Source organism: Methylobacterium sp. Leaf117 (assembly GCF_001422985.1).
In the GTDB taxonomy this organism is placed as follows: Bacteria; Pseudomonadota; Alphaproteobacteria; order Rhizobiales; family Beijerinckiaceae; genus Methylobacterium.
The window spans coordinates 14338-30624 of the sequence record NZ_LMNL01000037.1; the positions used below are offsets into that span (position 1 = coordinate 14338).

The window sequence follows — 16287 nt, forward strand, 5'->3', positions numbered from 1 at the left end:
CATCTGGACCCGCCGGGTGATCGCGCGTATATCGGACCCGCGGTTGATGACCGGTTCGTAATAACGTTTCAGGACCCGGAGGGCAGTACTCCGGCGCCTCCACCATAAGCCCACGAGCGCCAGCGCCGGTGGGTTTCTGATGGGGGCGAAATAGGATCGACTGGGCGGTAAAGGGATCGCGAGTTCGCTTGCACTTCGGTGCAGGACGATGCGGCTGTCGGTAAGGACTCGACCGGTTCGACGCAGGCAACCCCTGTTTCGGGCATTTGGCCAAAACTCTAAATGCCAACGATAACGTTGTCATGGATGCCCGCCTCGCGGCGTAAGCATCTTGCGGTAGGGTAACCGTCGAAACAGAACCCGGGGCTTCGGCTCCGGGACCCACCTTTTCCCGGACGTCGCGCATCGCGCGACGGGGCGTATGCCACCGGACCTGAAAAAGCCCCGACGCCGATCCGGCGCGGGGCTTTTTCTTGGGCTCGATGGTCTTGCGACCCGAGGCCGGGTCGAACGACCACCCCAGAGAGAGGGTGGCCGTCCGGATCAGCCGATCAGACCGGCGTGGTCGGGTAGGCACGCACGCGATTGCGACCCTCGACGGTGCCGCCGAGCGCATTGCCCGGAATCGCGTCCGGCGAGGTCGCAGCGGCGGCCTGCGGCGCGGTCCAGCCATCGGCGCGCCAGTTCTGCGCGCGCTCGTCCACGTCGATCGAGCCGTGCTCCTCCAGGATGTCCATCACGCGGGTGGCGTGCGCCTGATCGGCCCGGACCGTCACCAGGGTGCCGCCGCGGCGCACGCCCTCGCTGTAGGTGTGGGCATCCGTCTCGCTCAAGCCGGCCCCGGTCAAGCCGCCCGCGAGACCGCCGGCGGCCGCACCGATGCCGGCGCCGGTCAGCGTCGCCACCAGCCATCCGGCGGCCACCACCGGGCCGACGCCCGGGATCGCCAGGAGGCCGAGGCCGGTCAGGAGGCCGGCGGCCCCGCCCAGGACCGTGCCCACGGTCGCGCCCGCGCCCGCGCCGGTGCTGGCCTTCTCGGGGGTGTCCCCATGCGTATGCGGATCGAGGTCGGTGGTAGTGGTGGTAGTGCCGAGACGGCCGGCGTGGCGGTCGCCCTCGTTGTTGCTCACGATGCTGATGTCGGAATGCGAGACGCCGGCGGCCTCCAGCTTGGAGACGGCGGTGCTGGCGTCATCGTAATTGTCGTACAGGGCGGTGATGGTCTGCTGGGCCATGGGATGAATTCCTCTGGGAAAGCCGATCGGGGAGAGCCGCGCGGAGCGGGAGACGTGCTCCGGTCGCGCGGCGCGATGCGCTACTGCGCGGCGACGTTGCCCTTGAAGTCGACACCGACCTTGACGGGCTTGCCGTCCAGCATCGCCTGGCCGCGCCAGATGCCCTTGTCGTCCTTGGTCAGGCCCTTGACGTCCTTGTAGCCCGCCTCGGTGAGACGGTGATGGGTCTGGGCCTCGGTGAAGCTGTTGGCGCCTTCCTCGAGCTTGGCGTTGGCGGCGGCCTTGGTGGTGGCGGGCTTGGTCGCGTCGGGCTTGTCGGTGTTGGGCCGGGTCACGGCCTCCTGGCCGCCCGACGTGGCGCTCGACTTGGCGTCCGGAGCGGGGGTGCCGGTGACGGTGGTCTGCGCGAATGCCGGCCCCGCGCCGAGGACCGACAGAAGGGCGAGGGTGGTCAGGGAGCGTTTCACGGCATTCTCCTTGGAAGGCATCTGAGAACCGCCGATCCGGTACGGAAGTCCGAAGCGGCGAAAGTCCCTCTCAATCCCGCGAGACCGCAAAGCGTTCCCGGGCGCGCATCAAGAATAGCAGCCCGAATGGCCGACACGTTTCGATCGGAAAAAGGTTCCGTCATGATCTGACACGATACATCGGATGAAACGGCAAGCTGATCCTGCGCCGGCGAAAGTCCTTCCTGCAACAAAGATCGCTCGTGAACCCTCAAGCTCTCTGTTCGCCCGCCGGGAACACGCCTATCCGCTGCGAAGATCTGGACCCGGACGCTGCCGGAGCCCAAGCGCGAAGCGCCGCTGCCCACGCCCCGGGTCCCGAAATCCGGCCGGCGCGAAAAACTTGTCCGGCCAGGGTTGCCAGCGCAAAACGGAGCCTCTAAACACCCGCTCACACCGGGGCGGCGCCTACCAGCCACCCGGTCGCAGGCGCCCGTAGCTCAGCTGGATAGAGCACCAGACTACGAATCTGGGGGTCAGAGGTTCGAATCCTTTCGGGCGCGCCATTTACCTTATCCAATACATCTCACAGTCGTAACGATCTGGCTGGGTCGCTGGTGCGCGTAGGCGCTCCACCGCCGCGTCGGGCGTTGACGTCAATCCGGTGCGGATCGTGGGAGCCGAGATCGCGAAGTTTCGGTTGCTGGCGACAGATCGGCAGGACCGTCCGGTACAGACCCGGGTGATGCGGTCGGGCAGGGGCGCAGGCCTGCGGCGGCGCGGAACCAGGCCTGATATTCGGTATGACCCGATATCGAACATGCTCCACCGTCCTGCCGGCGGGCTCGGACGGATGACGCCCGGGATCGCGTCGGGACGGCGTATCGCCGGTCCATCTCTCACATAGTCAGGCGCGTCCTCGCGAGGGCGGGTGGCCGGCGCGGATGACCGCGCCGGCGAAGGCTTTTGCCTGCCAGATCCGACCTGAGTCCTTCGGCCCGGTTCTGCGGGCAGGGCGGGGGCTGGTTTCAGTGGCTGTGCTTGCTCGCCGGCGCGGTGTCCTTGGGATGGTGGTGATGCCCCTCCTTGGCCGCGGGCGCCTCGGCCGGCTTCGTCATGGCGTCCGGGGCGGTGGGCCTATGCCCCGGTCCGCCCGCGGTGCCGCCGCGGTTCGGCGTCGGCTGGGTCTGCTGCTCGGCATTCGCGTTGCCCTGGTCGTCGGCCAGAGCCGGGGAGGCGGCGGCGAGAGCGACCAGCAGCGGGAGCACGGTGGTGAACTTCATGAGGTGACTGCCTTGGTTGTTCGCGTTGGCGTGATCAGGGCCGTCTCGGCCGCCTGACCGGTGGTTCGCAAACGGGAGACGCGCCTGCGCGCGGGTCCCTCTGCATCCCTGTGCGGGATCGTCCGGCGCCGTCCGACCGCGCGTGCGGCGGAGGCGCGAGGCCTCAATGCAATTTGCCGCTGGCGGTCGCGCCGTCGGGTCCGGTGAGCTGGACCGCGCCCTTCGGACGCTCCCCGAGCGCCATCGGCGCCGTGCCGGAGAGACGATTGCCCTCGGCCGGCGCGAGGGGGATGCGGGTGGCCTTGCCGCCGAGGACGAGGATCGCCGTGCCCTTGAAGCCGCCCGCCGGCACCGGTTCCTGCTTGGCGTTCGTGACGAAGATGTCGACGGTCTCACCCTTGGCGATCAGTTCGACGTGATACGCGCCGACATCCGTCGTCCGGCCGCCATGCTGGCCGGCCGCCTCGTGCGCGTGGGCCGCCACGGCCGTCAGCAGGCCGGCGAGCAGGGTCATCATCCATCGCATCATCGGTTCTTTCCTCGTCGGGTGGCCGTGTCAGATGGCCGTCTCGGGTAGCTTGGTCGGGCGGCTTGGTCGGGCGGTTGGATCAGAACGCCTCGACCTGTCGGGGCTTGGCGCCCTCCGGAAGAGGGGCCTCGGCGGCTTCGGCCTGGGCCGCCCGCAGGCGCTCCAACGGCGCCCGCCCGAAGCGCAAGAACAGGACCGGCGTCAGCACCGTGTCGAGGAGGGTCGCGCTGATCAGGCCGCCGAAGATGGTCACCGCGACCGGGTGCAGGATCTCCTTGCCCGGGGTCGCGGCGTCGTAGAGCAGCGGCACCAGGGCCACGCCGGCCGACAGGGCGGTCATCAGCACCGGCGTCAGGCGCTCCAGGCTGCCCCGCACCACGAGGTCGCGCCCGAACGGCATGCCCTCGTGCAGCGACAGGTTCAGGTAGTGGCTGATCTTCAGGATGCCGTTGCGGGCGCTGATGCCCGTCAGGGTGATGAACCCGATCATCGACGCCACGGAGAGCGGCTGCCCCACCAGCCACAGCGCGAGCACGCTGCCGATGAGGGCGAGCGGCACGTTGCCCATGATGATCAGCGCCAGCACGGCCGAGCGGTAGCGGCTGTAGAGGATGGCGAAGACCAGGGCGAGGGACAGGGTGGACAGGGCCGCGATGGTCCGGCTCGCCTCCTCCTGCGCCTGGAAGGTCCCCTCGAGCTTGGCGAAGAACCCCGGGGGAAGCTTGGCCTCGGCCACCTGCTCGCGAATGGCCGCCACGATGGTGCCCATGTCGCTGTCCCCGTTGGTGTTGGCCTGCACCACGACACGGCGCCGGCTGTTCTCCCGCAGGATCTGGTTGGGGCCGTCCGTCTCCCGGATGTCGGCGATCTGGCGCGCCGGCACCCAGCCGGACGGCGTCTCGATCAGGAGGTCCTTGAGCCCTTGCGTCGTGCGCTGCCCTTCGGGCAGACGCAGGAGCACGTCGAAGCGCTTGTAGCCGTCGGCTACGGTCGAGACGACGCGCCCGTTGGAGAGGCGGCTGAGCTGGTCCACCACGGCCGAGGGCTGGACCCCGTAGAGGGCGGCCCGGGTGTAGTCGACCCGGATCTCCAGCTGCGGAATGCGAACCTGCTTCTCCACCTGAAGGTCGACGAGCCCGGGAATCCTGGCCATGCGTTCGCGCAGATCGTTGGCCACGCTGCGCAGGGCATCGAGATCCTCGCCGAAGATCTTCAGGGCCAGCTCGGCCCGCACGCCGGAGAGCATGTGGTCGAGGCGGTGCGAGATCGGCTGCCCGACATTGATCGACACGGGAAGCTGGGCCAGGCGCTGGCGGATGTCGGCGATCACCGCATCCTTGGAGCGACCGCCCCCCTTCAGCTCCACCTCGATCTCGGAGGAATGGACGCCCTCGGCATGCTCGTCGAGTTCGGCCCGGCCGGTGCGGCGGCCGACCGCACGGACCTCGGGGATATCCAGGAGCAGGCGTTCGGCGATCAGGCCGACGCGGTTGCTCTCGGACAGCGAGATCCCCGGGTTGAACGTCGTGTTGACGGTGAACGAGCCCTCGTTGAAGGGCGGCAGGAAGGCGCGCGGCAGGTTCCAGGCGACGATGCCGGCCACCGTGACGGAGACCGCCACCGTGGCGACCAGCACGCCCTGGTGCCGGAAGGCGACGTCGAGCAGGCGGGCATTGCCGCGCTTGAGCCACCGCAGCAGGGCGCTGTCGTGCTCCGTCAGGCTCTTGAGGCCCGGCAGCAGGTAATAGGCCAGCACCGGCGTCAGGGTCAGCGACACCACGAGGCTCGCCAGGATCGAGATGATGTAGGCCTGGCCCAGGGGCGCGAACAGCCGGCCCTCGATGCCCGACAGGGCGAACAGCGGCACGAACACGAGCACGATGATCATCGTCGCGTAGACGATGCCGGAGCGCACCTCCGAGGACGCCGCCACCACCACGTCGAAGGTCGAGCGCGGCGAGCCGGCCGCCCGGTTCTCGCCGAGCCTGCGGAAGATGTTCTCGACGTCGACCACCGCGTCGTCGACGAGTTCGCCGATGGCGATGGCGAGCCCGCCGAGGGTCATCGTGTTGATCGACAGGCCGGCGAGGTGGAAGGCCACCGCGGTCGCCAGGATCGAGACCGGGATGGCGGTGAGCGAGATGGCCGTGGTGCGCACGTTGAGCAGGAACGCGAACAGCACGATGGCCACCACCACGATGGCCTCGACGAGCACGCGCTCGACATTGGCGATCGAGGCCTCGATGAAGTTCGCCTGACGGAACAGGATCTGGTCGGCCTTGATGCCGTTCGGCAGGGTTGCGGTGATCTCCTTCAGGGCGGACTCGATCTCGCGCGTCAGCTTGACCGTGTCGACGTCGGGCTGCTTCTCGACGGAGACGATGACGCCGGGCTTGCCCATGTAGCCGGCATCGCCGCGCTTCACCTTCGCCGCGAAGGAGACGTCGGCCACCTGGCGCAGGTAGACCGGGGCATCGCCGACATTGGCGACCACGACGCTGCGCAGGTCGTCGAGGCTCATGGTCCGGCCGATGTTCCGGATCAGGAATTCGCGGGCGTACTGATCGGTGAAGCCGCCGCCCGCATTGGTGCCGAACTGCGCCAGGGACGACTCGAGCTGGGCATTGGTCACGCCGAGCGCCCGCATCACCGCCACGTTCGGACTGACCCGGAATTGGCGCACCTCCCCGCCGATGGGAATGACTTGGGCCACGCCCGGGATGGTGAGGAGCCGGGGACGCAGGATGAAGTCGGCGACTTCGCGCATCTCCATGGGGGTGGCCGTCTCGCTGGTGACGCCCACCAGCAGGATCTGCCCCATGATGGAGGAGATCGGCCCCATTTGCGGGGTCACGTTCGGCGGCAGCTGATCACGCACCAGGGTGAGGCGTTCGGCGAGCTGCTGCCGGTTGCGGTAGATGTCGGTGCCCCAGTCGAATTCGACGTAGACGATCGAGAGACCGACGCCGGAAACCGAGCGCACCCGGCTGACGCCGGGCAGGCCGTTCATCCGGGTCTCGATCGGATAGGTGACGAGCTGCTCGACCTCCGGCGGGGCGAACCCCTCAGCCTCGGTCATGATCGTGACCGTCGGTTTGTTCAGGTCGGGAAACACGTCCACCGGCAGCCGCGTCGCCGTGAAGGCCCCGTACAGGATCAGGACGGCGGCGACCGCGAGGACGAGGAGGCGATTGCGCAGGGACTGCGTGACGAGAAAGTTGAACATGGCCTTGCCTCCTCAGCGGACTTGCTCAGCGGACCTGATCGAGGAGTTCGGCACCTTCGGTGACGATGCGCCTGCCCGCGCCGACCCCTTCGGCGACGAGCACGTTGGTCCCGTCGAGGGGCTCGACCCGGACCGGACGGGCCTCGAAACGCTCGGCGGCGACGTGCTCGTAGACGATCGCCTGCCCGTTCCCGGAGCGGATGACGGCGGCGCGCGGAAGGGCGAGGCCGGACTGTTCGGTATCGGTGCCCGCCAGCACGGTGAGGAACTGCCCGACCCGCAGCCCGCTGGTGCTGCCCTGCACGGCGAACTGGACCGGAAGGGCCTGGTTTCGGTCGGCGAGACCCGCGCCCTTGTAGACCAGGGACAGGGTGCGCCCGTCGGCGAAGCGGGCCGTGGCGTTCTGGGCCGTGGTCAGGGCGTCGAAGCTGAGCGCCTCGACCCACAGGCGGTCGGGGTCCACGATCTGGAACACCATGGCGCCGGCCGCCGCCATCTGGCCCGCCACCGCGGAGGCCTGCGCGATCACCCCGTCGACGGGCGCGACCAGGGCCTCCGGTTGATGGCGCACCTTGTCGAGGGCCAGGCGGCGGTCCCGCGCTCCCTGCAGTTCGGAGAGGGCGTCGTCGAGCTGGGTCTGGGCGACGGCCCCGGTGGTCGCGAGCTTGCGGTAGCGATCCACCCGCCGCGCGAGGACGTCGATCTGCTGGTCGAGCTCGCCCTGGCGCTGGCGCATGTCCGAGACGTCGATGGCCTGGACCGGGGGCGTCACGTAGGCGAGCACGTCCCCCTTCTTCACGATCGTGCCGAGCCGCGGGAAGAGCCCGGAGGGCGGCGGCGACAGGCGGCCGCCCACAGAGGATTGCACGACGCCGCTGGCGTTCGGGTCCGGAATGACGCGGGCCGGCAATTCGACGGTGCGGTGGAAGGTGCCCTGCTTCGTCAGAGTGGTGCGCAGGTCGAGGAGGCGCTGGGTCGGCTTGGGTACGAACACGGAGCCGTCGGGCAGGCGCTGGGCGAGGTCCGTCGCGGCTTTTCCGGGACCCGGCAGGGCGGCCCCCGTCACCGGCGCGCCGTGATCCTCGTCGCCATGGGCGAAGGCGAGCGTGCCCAGGGCCAGGATGACGGCCAGGGCCGCGGCCAGCACGGCCCCCAGCCTCAGGCTGCGCCGCGCCCGCGTCAGTCCGGTGACCAGCACCCCGAGGAGGAAGGCGCCCGCTGCGATCAGCATCGGGTTCTGTGCGCCGAGGCGCGCCTTCAGTTCGGCGACCGGAGAGGCCATCCCCTCGGACATCGGCCCGCCGGTGGCCGCCGCAGTCGCTGAAGACGCGCCCGCCTTCGGCATGGACAGCGGCACGGTGAGGATGTCGACCACGTCCCCCGCGGTGACGGTCACCAGCAGGTCGTGCAGGCCCGACTTGGCGAGCCACGGCACGGGCAGAACGTAGGCCCCGTCCGCCGTCTTCTCGGCCGTCTGCTGGCCGTCCGGCGTCTCCACCGTCAGGACGGCGTCCCGGACGGGCTGGTTCGTCCGGAAGTGGTCGAGGTAGAACGTCACCGAGGCATCCCGCAGGATGGCGGTCAGCTCGAAGGCGTCCGAGACGGCCTCGCCGCGCGGGGCGACGGACGTCAGCACCAGCGCGGGCGTGGCCCCGTCGTCGTGCCCCTCATGAGCCTGCGCGGGACCCGCCAGCGTACCGACCAGCAGCCACACCGCGCCCAGGGCGGCGGCAATTCGAAAAACCATGGGAGAAGCTTCCTCGCGTTCAAATCCCGGGCGTGCCCCCGCCTTTGGCGGGCACGATCCGACCGTCGAGCGCCTCGGGGGCGCCGTTCGCTTACGCGCGGAGTCTGGGGGGCCTGGAGAGCGTCTCGGGTCCGAGACCGCGGCGGCGATCGACCTGCCGGGAGACGCGGACCACCCGTCCGTAGGCGAGCGTCGGCAACGTGGCCGTGGCCGACAGGATGCCCGACGCGCAGCAGATCGGGGTTCCGCAGCGGGTGCCCGTGCACGGACCGGAGCAGCAGCCCCGCCCCGTGTCGTCGGAGATCAGCCCCGCCACACGGACCACGGCCGCAGCGCCGAGCAAGACCTCTTCACTAAGGAGGGCTTTCTCACCAAACAGGGCTTGTTTGCTGAGAAAGGCTTGGTCGCCGAGCAGGGTGGGCATTCCCGAACCGACGGTCACCGCCGTGGCGATGTCGGGCGTTGCGGACGCGCCCGCCGGCGCGCTGGGCGCCTCCGCCGTCGTCAGGGCGGCCGTATCCGCAGGGTGATGGCCCTCGTGAGCCCGAGCAGCGGACGGCGCAACGTAGGCGATGATCATCACGATCACCGCCGCCATCAGGCGCACGAATTGCTGCTCGAATCTCATAGGGGCTGACTACACCATTTTGTCGGGGCACGGAATAGTCTGTTCAACGGATGGTTTATCGAAAAATGACGCTGCCAGCCCCCTCCATGATTGAATTCAAAGAATATAACCTGCGACAGCATAAAACTATCGAATCGGATTTCTGAAGAAACATTGTGCGACGATCGAGCTGAAGGTTTTCGTGACGGAGACGAAGCCCTGACGGAGCGGCAAGTCCGACAACAACACCGAGATCAGGCGAGATGCTCTTGTCTGTAACCTGGCCCGCAATGCGATCTCATCGCGACCCTGATCCTGGTGGAATCGGAATTGGAAACCAGCCGACCTCGGCCGATCGACCCTGGCCTGGGACCAACGGAGATCGATGCCGGCCTGAGACGCGTCGAACATCTGAGATTTTCAAGTCCGGATCGACTCCGATGATCAGACCGACCTTGCCTCATCAAGACGCGATACAGGGAGAGACGGATCAAACGTCGATTCGCGACAGATGCGCTCAGGAAACCACGCAGGTCCTTGATGATCCCGGCACCCCGAGACGGACCGATCTTTGGTCTCTGACCTGTTCTAGCTCAGAATAGTTGAGAGATATTTATGTCCCGAAGACAAATCCGTCTTGTACCATGGGGAAGAACTCGCTACCCGCCCGTTGATTCAAGAGGGACTGGACATGCATCGGCGCACATTCCTGGCAGGTCTTGCGGGGGTCCTCGGAACCGGACCGGCATCGGCTCAGATGAAGCACGACATGGGAGCCATGGGGAACATGGGACCCATGGGAGCCGGGGCCGGGCCGGGCGGGCCGATGGCACCGATGGCCGGCACCGCGCCGGTCCTGCCGCCGGGGCAGCCGTTGAAGGAGCTGCCCCGGCTCCGCAACCGCTCGACCCGACCCGGTCGATTCGAGGCCACGATCGCGGCGCGCCCCGGCGTGGTCCGCTATGCGGAGGGCCTCGACACGCCGGTGCTGCTCTATAACGGCGGCCATCCGGTGATCGAGGCGCAGGAGGGCGACCGGGTCGCGATCACGTTCCAGAACGGCATTCCAGGGCAACCCTCCACGATCCACTGGCATGGGATGCCGGTGCCGTCCGACCAGGACGGCAACCCGATGAACCCCGTCGCGTCCGGGGCCGAACACGGCTACGCCTTCGACCTGCCCGAGGGCAGTGCGGCGACCTACTGGTTTCATCCGCATCCGCACGGCCTCACCGCCGAACAGGTCTATCGCGGCCTCGCCGGGCTCTTCCTGGTCAAGCCGAAATCCGATCCGATTCCGGCCGCCTATGGCGACACGGTCCTGATGCTCACCGATCTCCGGATCGCGGCGGACGGGACGATGCCGCCCAGCACGATGGTCGACCTGATGAACGGTCGCGTCGGCGACCACGTGCTCGTCAACGGCCAGAGCAATCCGGTGATGACGGTGGCGCCGGGCGAGAAGCGCCGCCTCCGGCTCGTCAACGCGACCAACGCGCGCTACCTGCGCCTGCGCTTCGCGGGCGCCCGCATGACCCTGATCGGCACCGATGGCGGCCTTGTCGAGGCGCCGGTCGCCGTCGACGAGGTGCTGCTCACCCCGGCCGAGCGGGTGGAACTCATCGTCTCCTTCGATCAGCCCGGCCCGGCCAAACTGACCACGCTCGCCTACGAGCGCGGCTGGATGGGACCGGGGGAGCCAAAGGAGGCGGGTAAGGTCCTGCTGACCGCGAACGTGGCGGGACGACCGGCGACGCCGCCACCGCCGCTGCCGAAGATGCTGCGGGCGATCGCCCCGCTCCAGGCCCCGGTCGTCACCCGCCGCTTCGTGCTGACGGAGGACATGGGCTCCATGGATCACGGTGCCATGCCGGGCATGGATCACAGCGCCATGCCGGGCATGGATCACGGTGCCATGCCCGGCATGGATCACGGCGCCATGCCGGGCATGGATCACGGCGGAACCGCGAAAGGCGGTGCCGCCGCCGCCAAGCCGCCCGGCAGCCACGACATGAAGTTCCTGATCAACAACAAGAGCTTCGACATGACCCGCATCGACGAGGTCTCGAAGGTCGGTCAGGTCGAACAATGGGACATCGTCAACCAATCGGACATGGATCACCCGTTCCATGTCCACGGAACCCAGTTCCAGATCGTCGCCTACGAGAAGGACGGACAGGTCAGGACCCCGGGTTATCGCGCCTGGAAGGACACCGTGAACGTCGTGTCCGGCGAGACGGTCCGGCTCCTGCTGCGCCAGGACCAGCCGGGGCCGCGCATGTACCATTGCCACATTCTCGAGCACGAGGAACTCGGCATGATGGGCGTGCTCGACGTCCGATCCTGACGGTTTTCCGTCCCGGCAGGCGGCACGCGCCTCACCGCGGGCCTCGTCGGCCTAACCTCGCCCGAAGGCGAGCCATGCCGGCCTCACCGGGTGGTCGTGTCGGCCCCCGGCGGCGTCTCCGAGGCGGTCCGGTCGGCGGCCGGCTTGCGGCGGGCCTGCTCGGCGCGGAGTTCCCGCTCGGCCATCAGCCAGAACTCGACCTCGAAGCCTTCGGGACGGTGGTTGCGCTCCCAGATCTCGTGGGCGCGCTCGCGGACCCGTTCGAACGTGATCCCATCCTCGGACATCGTGCTTCTGCTCCTTCGTGACCGGCGATCGCAGGTGCGACCCCCGCCGCGGGGCCAACGCTCCCGGGGGCGAATCGTCCCCGTCGATTGACGCCGGCGCCGGAAACCGCCTAGCTTCGGCGCGACGGTTCCTCGGATCGAGGATCAAAAGGGAACGCGGTGCGGGGCTCTGCCCCAACGCCGCGGCTGCCCCCGCAACTGTAAGCGGCGAGCCCATCATCAACACGTCACTGGGGGTTGCAAGCCTCTGGGAAGACGATGAGAGGGCGGTGACCCGCGAGCCAGGAGACCTGCCGTCAGTCGTGGTCACACGCGAAACGCATCGGGCGGGGTGTCCTGGTGGGTGTCGGGGCGTTCGCATGCGGCGAACGGACCGACCTCGTCGCGGTGACGTGCCACTCCGCGCGACCCGTCGCGTCAGCCGTCCCGTCGATGCCCGTCTGCGCCCGCGCGTCCCGCTCCCGTCCGCCTCGTCCGATCGCCCCGCGCGGTCCGAAGACGGCTGGCTTGCGGACAACGTCGCGTCCGGCACCACTCAGCGATTGTAACATTATAACATTCGCTTTAGCAGAGGTGGCTCGTCGGCCCTGGCCGATGCCCGCGCCCCTTTCCCGGTTGTCCCATGGCCCTCGCCCAAATCCCGTCCCGATCCCCACGCGCCCGACGCGCACGGCAGGGCCACGTCTTGCCCCCGATATCCCGGCCTCCGATATCCCGGCCCCTCACATCCTGGCCGCTCGCGGCCCTGCTCGGCGGCCTGCTGCCGATGCCGGCCGACGCCGCGCCCGGCGAATCCCACTCGGCCGTCACCCTGGAGACCCTGGAGGTCGCGGGCTCCGGGCGCGGCGGCCCGCCGCCCGCCGAGGGGCTGAACCTGCGCAGCTCGAGCCGCAGCGCCAGCCGCCTCGGCCTGACGCCCCTGGAAACCCCCGCCAGCGTCGACGTGATCGCGGGGGAGACCACGCGCCTGCGCGGCCAGAACACGGTGGCGGAGGCCGTCACCCAGAACGCCACCGGCATCACCACGGTGGCGGCCCCCGGCAACGGCAACGGCGCCTTCACGGCCCGGGGCTTCGCCGGCCCGAACTCGATCCAGCAGCTCTACGACGGCACCCGCCTGTTCGTCGGGGCGGGCACCGTCACCTTCCCGTTCGACACCTGGAACGTCGAGCGCATCGAGGTGCTGCGTGGGCCGGCCTCCGTGCTCTACGGCGACGGCGCCATCGGCGGCGTGATCAACGTCGTGACCAAGAAGCCGGTCTTCACGCCCCTCAACGTGGCGCGCGCGGCCGTCGGCTCGGATGGTCTGGCGCGCTTGGCCCTCGATTCCGGCGGTCCCATCGGGGAGGCGCTCGCCTACCGCCTCAACATCAGCGGCAACCGCGCCGCGGGCTGGATCGCGCCGGACGGCGACTTCCGCAATCTCGCGGTCTCGGGCGCCCTGACCCTGCAGGCGAATCCTGACCTCGCCATCACCCTGAGCCATGATTTCGGCTACCAGGAGCCGGCCCGCTACTGGGGCACGCCGCTCATCGACGGGCGCATCCGCGACGCCATCCGGTTCAACAACTACAACGTCCGCGACGCCCAGATCCTCTGGACCGACAACTGGACGCAGCTGCGAGCGGAGTGGACGCCGAGCGCCGACATCACGATCCGCAACACCGCCTACCGGCTCCAGAGCCGGCGCCAGTGGCGGGACGTCGAGCAATACGCCTTCAACCGCGACACCGGGCGGATCGACCGCTCGGACTATCTCGAAATCTACCACAGCCAGGAGCAGATCGGGAATCGCCTCGACGCGACGGTCCGGGGCACGGTGTTCGGATTCCGCAACGAATTCCTGGCCGGGTTCGACGTCAACGCCATCGCGTTCCGGCACACCAACAACTTCAGCTCCGAGGGCGGCGGCCTCACCACCAGCGTCGATCCCTTCGCCTATGACCCGGGTCTGTTCCCGGCCAATGGCCGCGCCACTCCGGCCTACGCCACCAACACGCGCCAGGCCTCGGTCTTCGCCGAGAACCGCCTGATCCTGTCCGACCAGGTCTCGCTGCTGGCCGGCATGCGCTACGACGCGCCGGTGCTGCACCGGACCAACCTCGTCACGGGCGCCGCCTTCGAGCAGGATTTCCAGGCGCTCAGCTACCGCTTCGGCGCCGTCTACAACCCGACCCCCCTGCTGGCGCTCTACGCCCAATACGCCACCGCCACCGATCCGGTCGGCAGCCTGATCTCGCTGTCGCAGAGTCTGTCCGGTTTGAAGCTCTCCACCGGCGAGCAGGTGGAGGTCGGCGCCAAGGGCGTGGCCTGGAACGGCCGGGCCGAGTGGACCCTGGCCGGCTACCGCATCGTCAAGGACAATCCGATCACGCGGGTGCCGGGCGAGGCGGCGCTCGCGACCCAGGTCGGGCAGCAATCCTCCCTCGGCGTCGAGGCGGCCCTGAGCCTGCACCTGTTCGAGGCCTGGCGCATCGACGCCAACGTGGCCCTTCTCCACGCCCAGTACGACGCCTTCAACCAAAGGGTCGGGGGCGCAGTGGTCTCCTATGCCGGACGCCAGCCCATCGACGTGCCGGAGCGCGTCGGCAACCTCTGGGTCAATTGGGCCTTCGCCCCCGCCTGGGAGGCCCGGATCGGCCTGCAGCACGTGGGCGAGACCTTCAGCGACTTCGGCAACCAGGCGCAGCGCCCGGCCTACACCCTGGTCAATGCCGGTCTCGACCATCAGGTCACGCCGTCCTCGCGGCTGTCCCTGCGAGCCTACAACCTCTTCGACGAGATCTACGCGATCAGCGGCAACGCGGTGAACGGGATCGGCACCAACTGGCTGCTCGGCCGCCCGCGCTCCTTCGAGGTGGCCTACAGCGTGCGGTTCTGATGCGGGCCTCTTCGACGCGGGTGCTCCTGAAGCCCGTCAAGCGCTGGCTGATCCTCGGCCATCGCTGGCTCGGCATCGTCACCGGGCTGTTCCTCGCCGCCTGGGTGCTGTCGGGGCTGGTGATGCTCTACGTGGCGTTCCCGGCCCTTACCGAGGCCGAGCGCCTGTCCCATCTCGCGCCCATCGCCTGGGACCGGGTGCATCTCGGCCCCGACGCGGCCCTGGCCCGGGCCGGGCTCGACCCGCCCCCCGGCGGCCTCAGCCTGTCGATGCGGGGCAGGGCACCGGTCTATCAGGTCACCACCCGCGACGGCGCGCGCCACGCGGTCTCGGCCGAGACCGGGCAGACCCTCGGCCCCATCGACGCGGCGGCGGCCGTGGCGTCGTTCGGGCCGGGCGCCACCGTGCGGGCGGTGCGGCGCGACCAATGGACGGTGCGGGACCGCTACGACCCTCTGCGCCCCTTCCACGTGGTGGCGCCGGGCGACGCGTCCGGCACCGAGCTCTACGTCTCGGCCCGCACCGGCGCGGTGGTGCTCGACACCACCCGCCGGGAGCGCCTGTGGAACTGGCTCGGGGCGATCCCGCACTGGTTCTACCCGACGCCCCTGCGGGCCCGGGCCGAGCTGTGGCGCGGCACAGTGCTGTGGGTGTCGGGGATCGCGATCGCGGGGGTGCTCAGCGGCCTCGTCCTGGGGATCTGGCGCCTCCGGCTGCGCCGGCTCTACGCCTCGGGGGTGACGCCCTATCGCGGCCTCGCGCGCTGGCACCACCTCCTCGGCACCCTCGGGGGCTTGAGCCTTCTCACCTTCGTGGCGAGCGGCTGGCTCTCGATGAACCCCAACCACTGGTTCTCGCCCCGCTCCCCGCCGGAACCGATGCGCGAGGCCTATGCCGGGCCTGTCCATCCGGTCGGCCGCGCCGCCCTCGACGGCCTTGCTCTCGACGACCTTGACCTCGACGATAGGGCCCGACTCGGCACCGTCGAGGTCCGGTTCACCCAGGTCGATGGCCGGCCCGTGCTGATCGCCGCCGACGCGCGGGGTGGGCGGCGCGTGGTTCCGCCGCCGAGCCCCGAGGCCCTGCGGGCGGCCGCCGCCCGCGTCCTGCCGGAGGCCCGCATCGCCGCGATCGAGACGCTGACCGCCTACGACGCCTACTGGTATCCCCACCACGACACCCGGCCCCTGCCGGTGCTGCGGGTGCGCTTCGACGATGCCGCCGCGACCTGGCTCCACCTCGACCCGGAGACCGGCGCGCTCCTCGACCGCCTCGACGCCAGCGGCCGCCTCCAGCGCTGGCTGTTCGAGGCGCCGCACCGCCTCGATTTCGCGATCCTGTTCCAGGCGCGCCCGGCCTGGGACCTCGTGATGTGGCTCCTCAACGGCCTCGGCGCCGGCATCGCCGTCTCGGGCGTGATCCTGGGCTGGCGCCGCCTGCGCCGCACCGCGCGGGTGGGGTAGGGCCGGGCGGAACACGGCATCACCCGGCCGCCGCGCTCCGTCGGCAGCGACAAGCCCGGCACCCCGCCGCCCGAAGGGAGTCCGTGGCGCCAGCGGACGGCGGACCACGCGGCGCCCGGCCGCTCGGTATCCGGAGACGACCGCTTCTCGACCCGGTGGCGGCGGTGTCTCCCTGCGCCGGGGCGGGGCGCGGGCGCTCCGGTTCTGGACGACAGCTGCGCAGAATCCCAGTGCAG

The 16287-nt window shown here is 69.4% G+C and carries 11 protein-coding genes, 1 tRNA gene, 1 other RNA gene and 1 riboswitch; of the genes, 5 read left to right on the forward strand and 8 right to left on the reverse strand.

Features of this window, described 5'->3' with window-relative positions; genetic code table 11:
* Positions 1–368: a transfer-messenger RNA gene (gene ssrA, locus ASF57_RS25050) on the forward strand.
* Between the two features lie 183 nt (positions 369–551).
* On the opposite strand, the gene ASF57_RS20385 is transcribed toward ssrA, so the two are convergent.
* Both ASF57_RS20385 and ASF57_RS20390 read right to left on the reverse strand, forming a co-directional pair.
* Positions 552–1235: a hypothetical protein gene (locus ASF57_RS20385; protein ID WP_056183038.1), complete on the reverse strand. Its 684-nt coding sequence runs from the start codon at positions 1233–1235 to the stop codon at positions 552–554.
* A gap of 80 nt (positions 1236–1315) precedes the next feature.
* Complete coding sequence (locus ASF57_RS20390; RefSeq protein WP_056183249.1) at positions 1316–1702, reverse strand: hypothetical protein; 387 nt, start codon at positions 1700–1702, stop codon at positions 1316–1318.
* A gap of 468 nt (positions 1703–2170) precedes the next feature.
* On the opposite strand from ASF57_RS20390, the gene ASF57_RS20395 reads away from it, so the two are divergent.
* Positions 2171–2247: transfer RNA gene (locus ASF57_RS20395), tRNA-Arg, on the forward strand.
* Positions 2248–2709: 462 nt separating this feature from the next.
* On the opposite strand, the gene ASF57_RS20400 is transcribed toward ASF57_RS20395, so the two are convergent.
* The 5 genes from ASF57_RS20400 to ASF57_RS20420 all read right to left on the reverse strand — a co-directional run bounded on the left by ASF57_RS20400 (position 2710) and on the right by ASF57_RS20420 (position 9073).
* Complete coding sequence (locus ASF57_RS20400; RefSeq protein ID WP_056486782.1) at positions 2710–2964, reverse strand: hypothetical protein; 255 nt, start codon at positions 2962–2964, stop codon at positions 2710–2712.
* A 163-nt stretch (positions 2965–3127) separates the two neighbouring features.
* On the reverse strand, positions 3128–3493 hold the full coding sequence (locus ASF57_RS20405) for a hypothetical protein (protein ID WP_056486785.1): 366 nt from the start codon (positions 3491–3493) through the stop codon (positions 3128–3130).
* Positions 3494–3572: 79 nt separating this feature from the next.
* On the reverse strand, positions 3573–6719 hold the full coding sequence (locus ASF57_RS20410) for an efflux RND transporter permease subunit (protein WP_056486789.1): 3147 nt from the start codon (positions 6717–6719) through the stop codon (positions 3573–3575).
* A 25-nt stretch (positions 6720–6744) separates the two neighbouring features.
* Complete coding sequence (locus ASF57_RS20415; RefSeq protein WP_056486794.1) at positions 6745–8466, reverse strand: efflux RND transporter periplasmic adaptor subunit; 1722 nt, start codon at positions 8464–8466, stop codon at positions 6745–6747.
* 91 nt (positions 8467–8557) lie between these two features.
* Positions 8558–9073 carry a hypothetical protein gene (locus tag ASF57_RS20420; protein ID WP_162241582.1) on the reverse strand — a complete coding sequence of 172 codons (516 nt, stop codon included), beginning with the start codon at positions 9071–9073 and terminating at the stop codon, positions 8558–8560.
* A 691-nt stretch (positions 9074–9764) separates the two neighbouring features.
* On the opposite strand from ASF57_RS20420, the gene ASF57_RS20430 reads away from it, so the two are divergent.
* Positions 9765–11420, forward strand: coding sequence for a multicopper oxidase family protein (locus ASF57_RS20430; protein ID WP_056486802.1), 1656 nt, complete (start codon positions 9765–9767; stop codon positions 11418–11420).
* Between the two features lie 83 nt (positions 11421–11503).
* Here the strand turns inward: ASF57_RS20430 and ASF57_RS20435 are convergent, their stop codons facing one another.
* Positions 11504–11707: a DUF2934 domain-containing protein gene (locus ASF57_RS20435; protein ID WP_056183064.1), complete on the reverse strand. Its 204-nt coding sequence runs from the start codon at positions 11705–11707 to the stop codon at positions 11504–11506.
* A gap of 108 nt (positions 11708–11815) precedes the next feature.
* Positions 11816–12020, forward strand: a riboswitch (cobalamin riboswitch).
* 453 nt (positions 12021–12473) lie between these two features.
* On the opposite strand from ASF57_RS20435, the gene ASF57_RS20440 reads away from it, so the two are divergent.
* A complete protein-coding gene (locus ASF57_RS20440; RefSeq protein ID WP_056487452.1) occupies positions 12474–14588 on the forward strand; it encodes a TonB-dependent siderophore receptor in 2115 nt (704 codons plus the stop codon).
* The gene (locus ASF57_RS20445; protein WP_056486805.1) at positions 14588–16051 is read left to right on the forward strand and encodes a PepSY domain-containing protein; all 1464 of its coding nucleotides are present in this window, start codon (positions 14588–14590) and stop codon (positions 16049–16051) included. Before ASF57_RS20440 ends, ASF57_RS20445 begins: the two co-directional genes overlap by 1 nt.
* Positions 16052–16287: the final 236 nt, after the last annotated feature.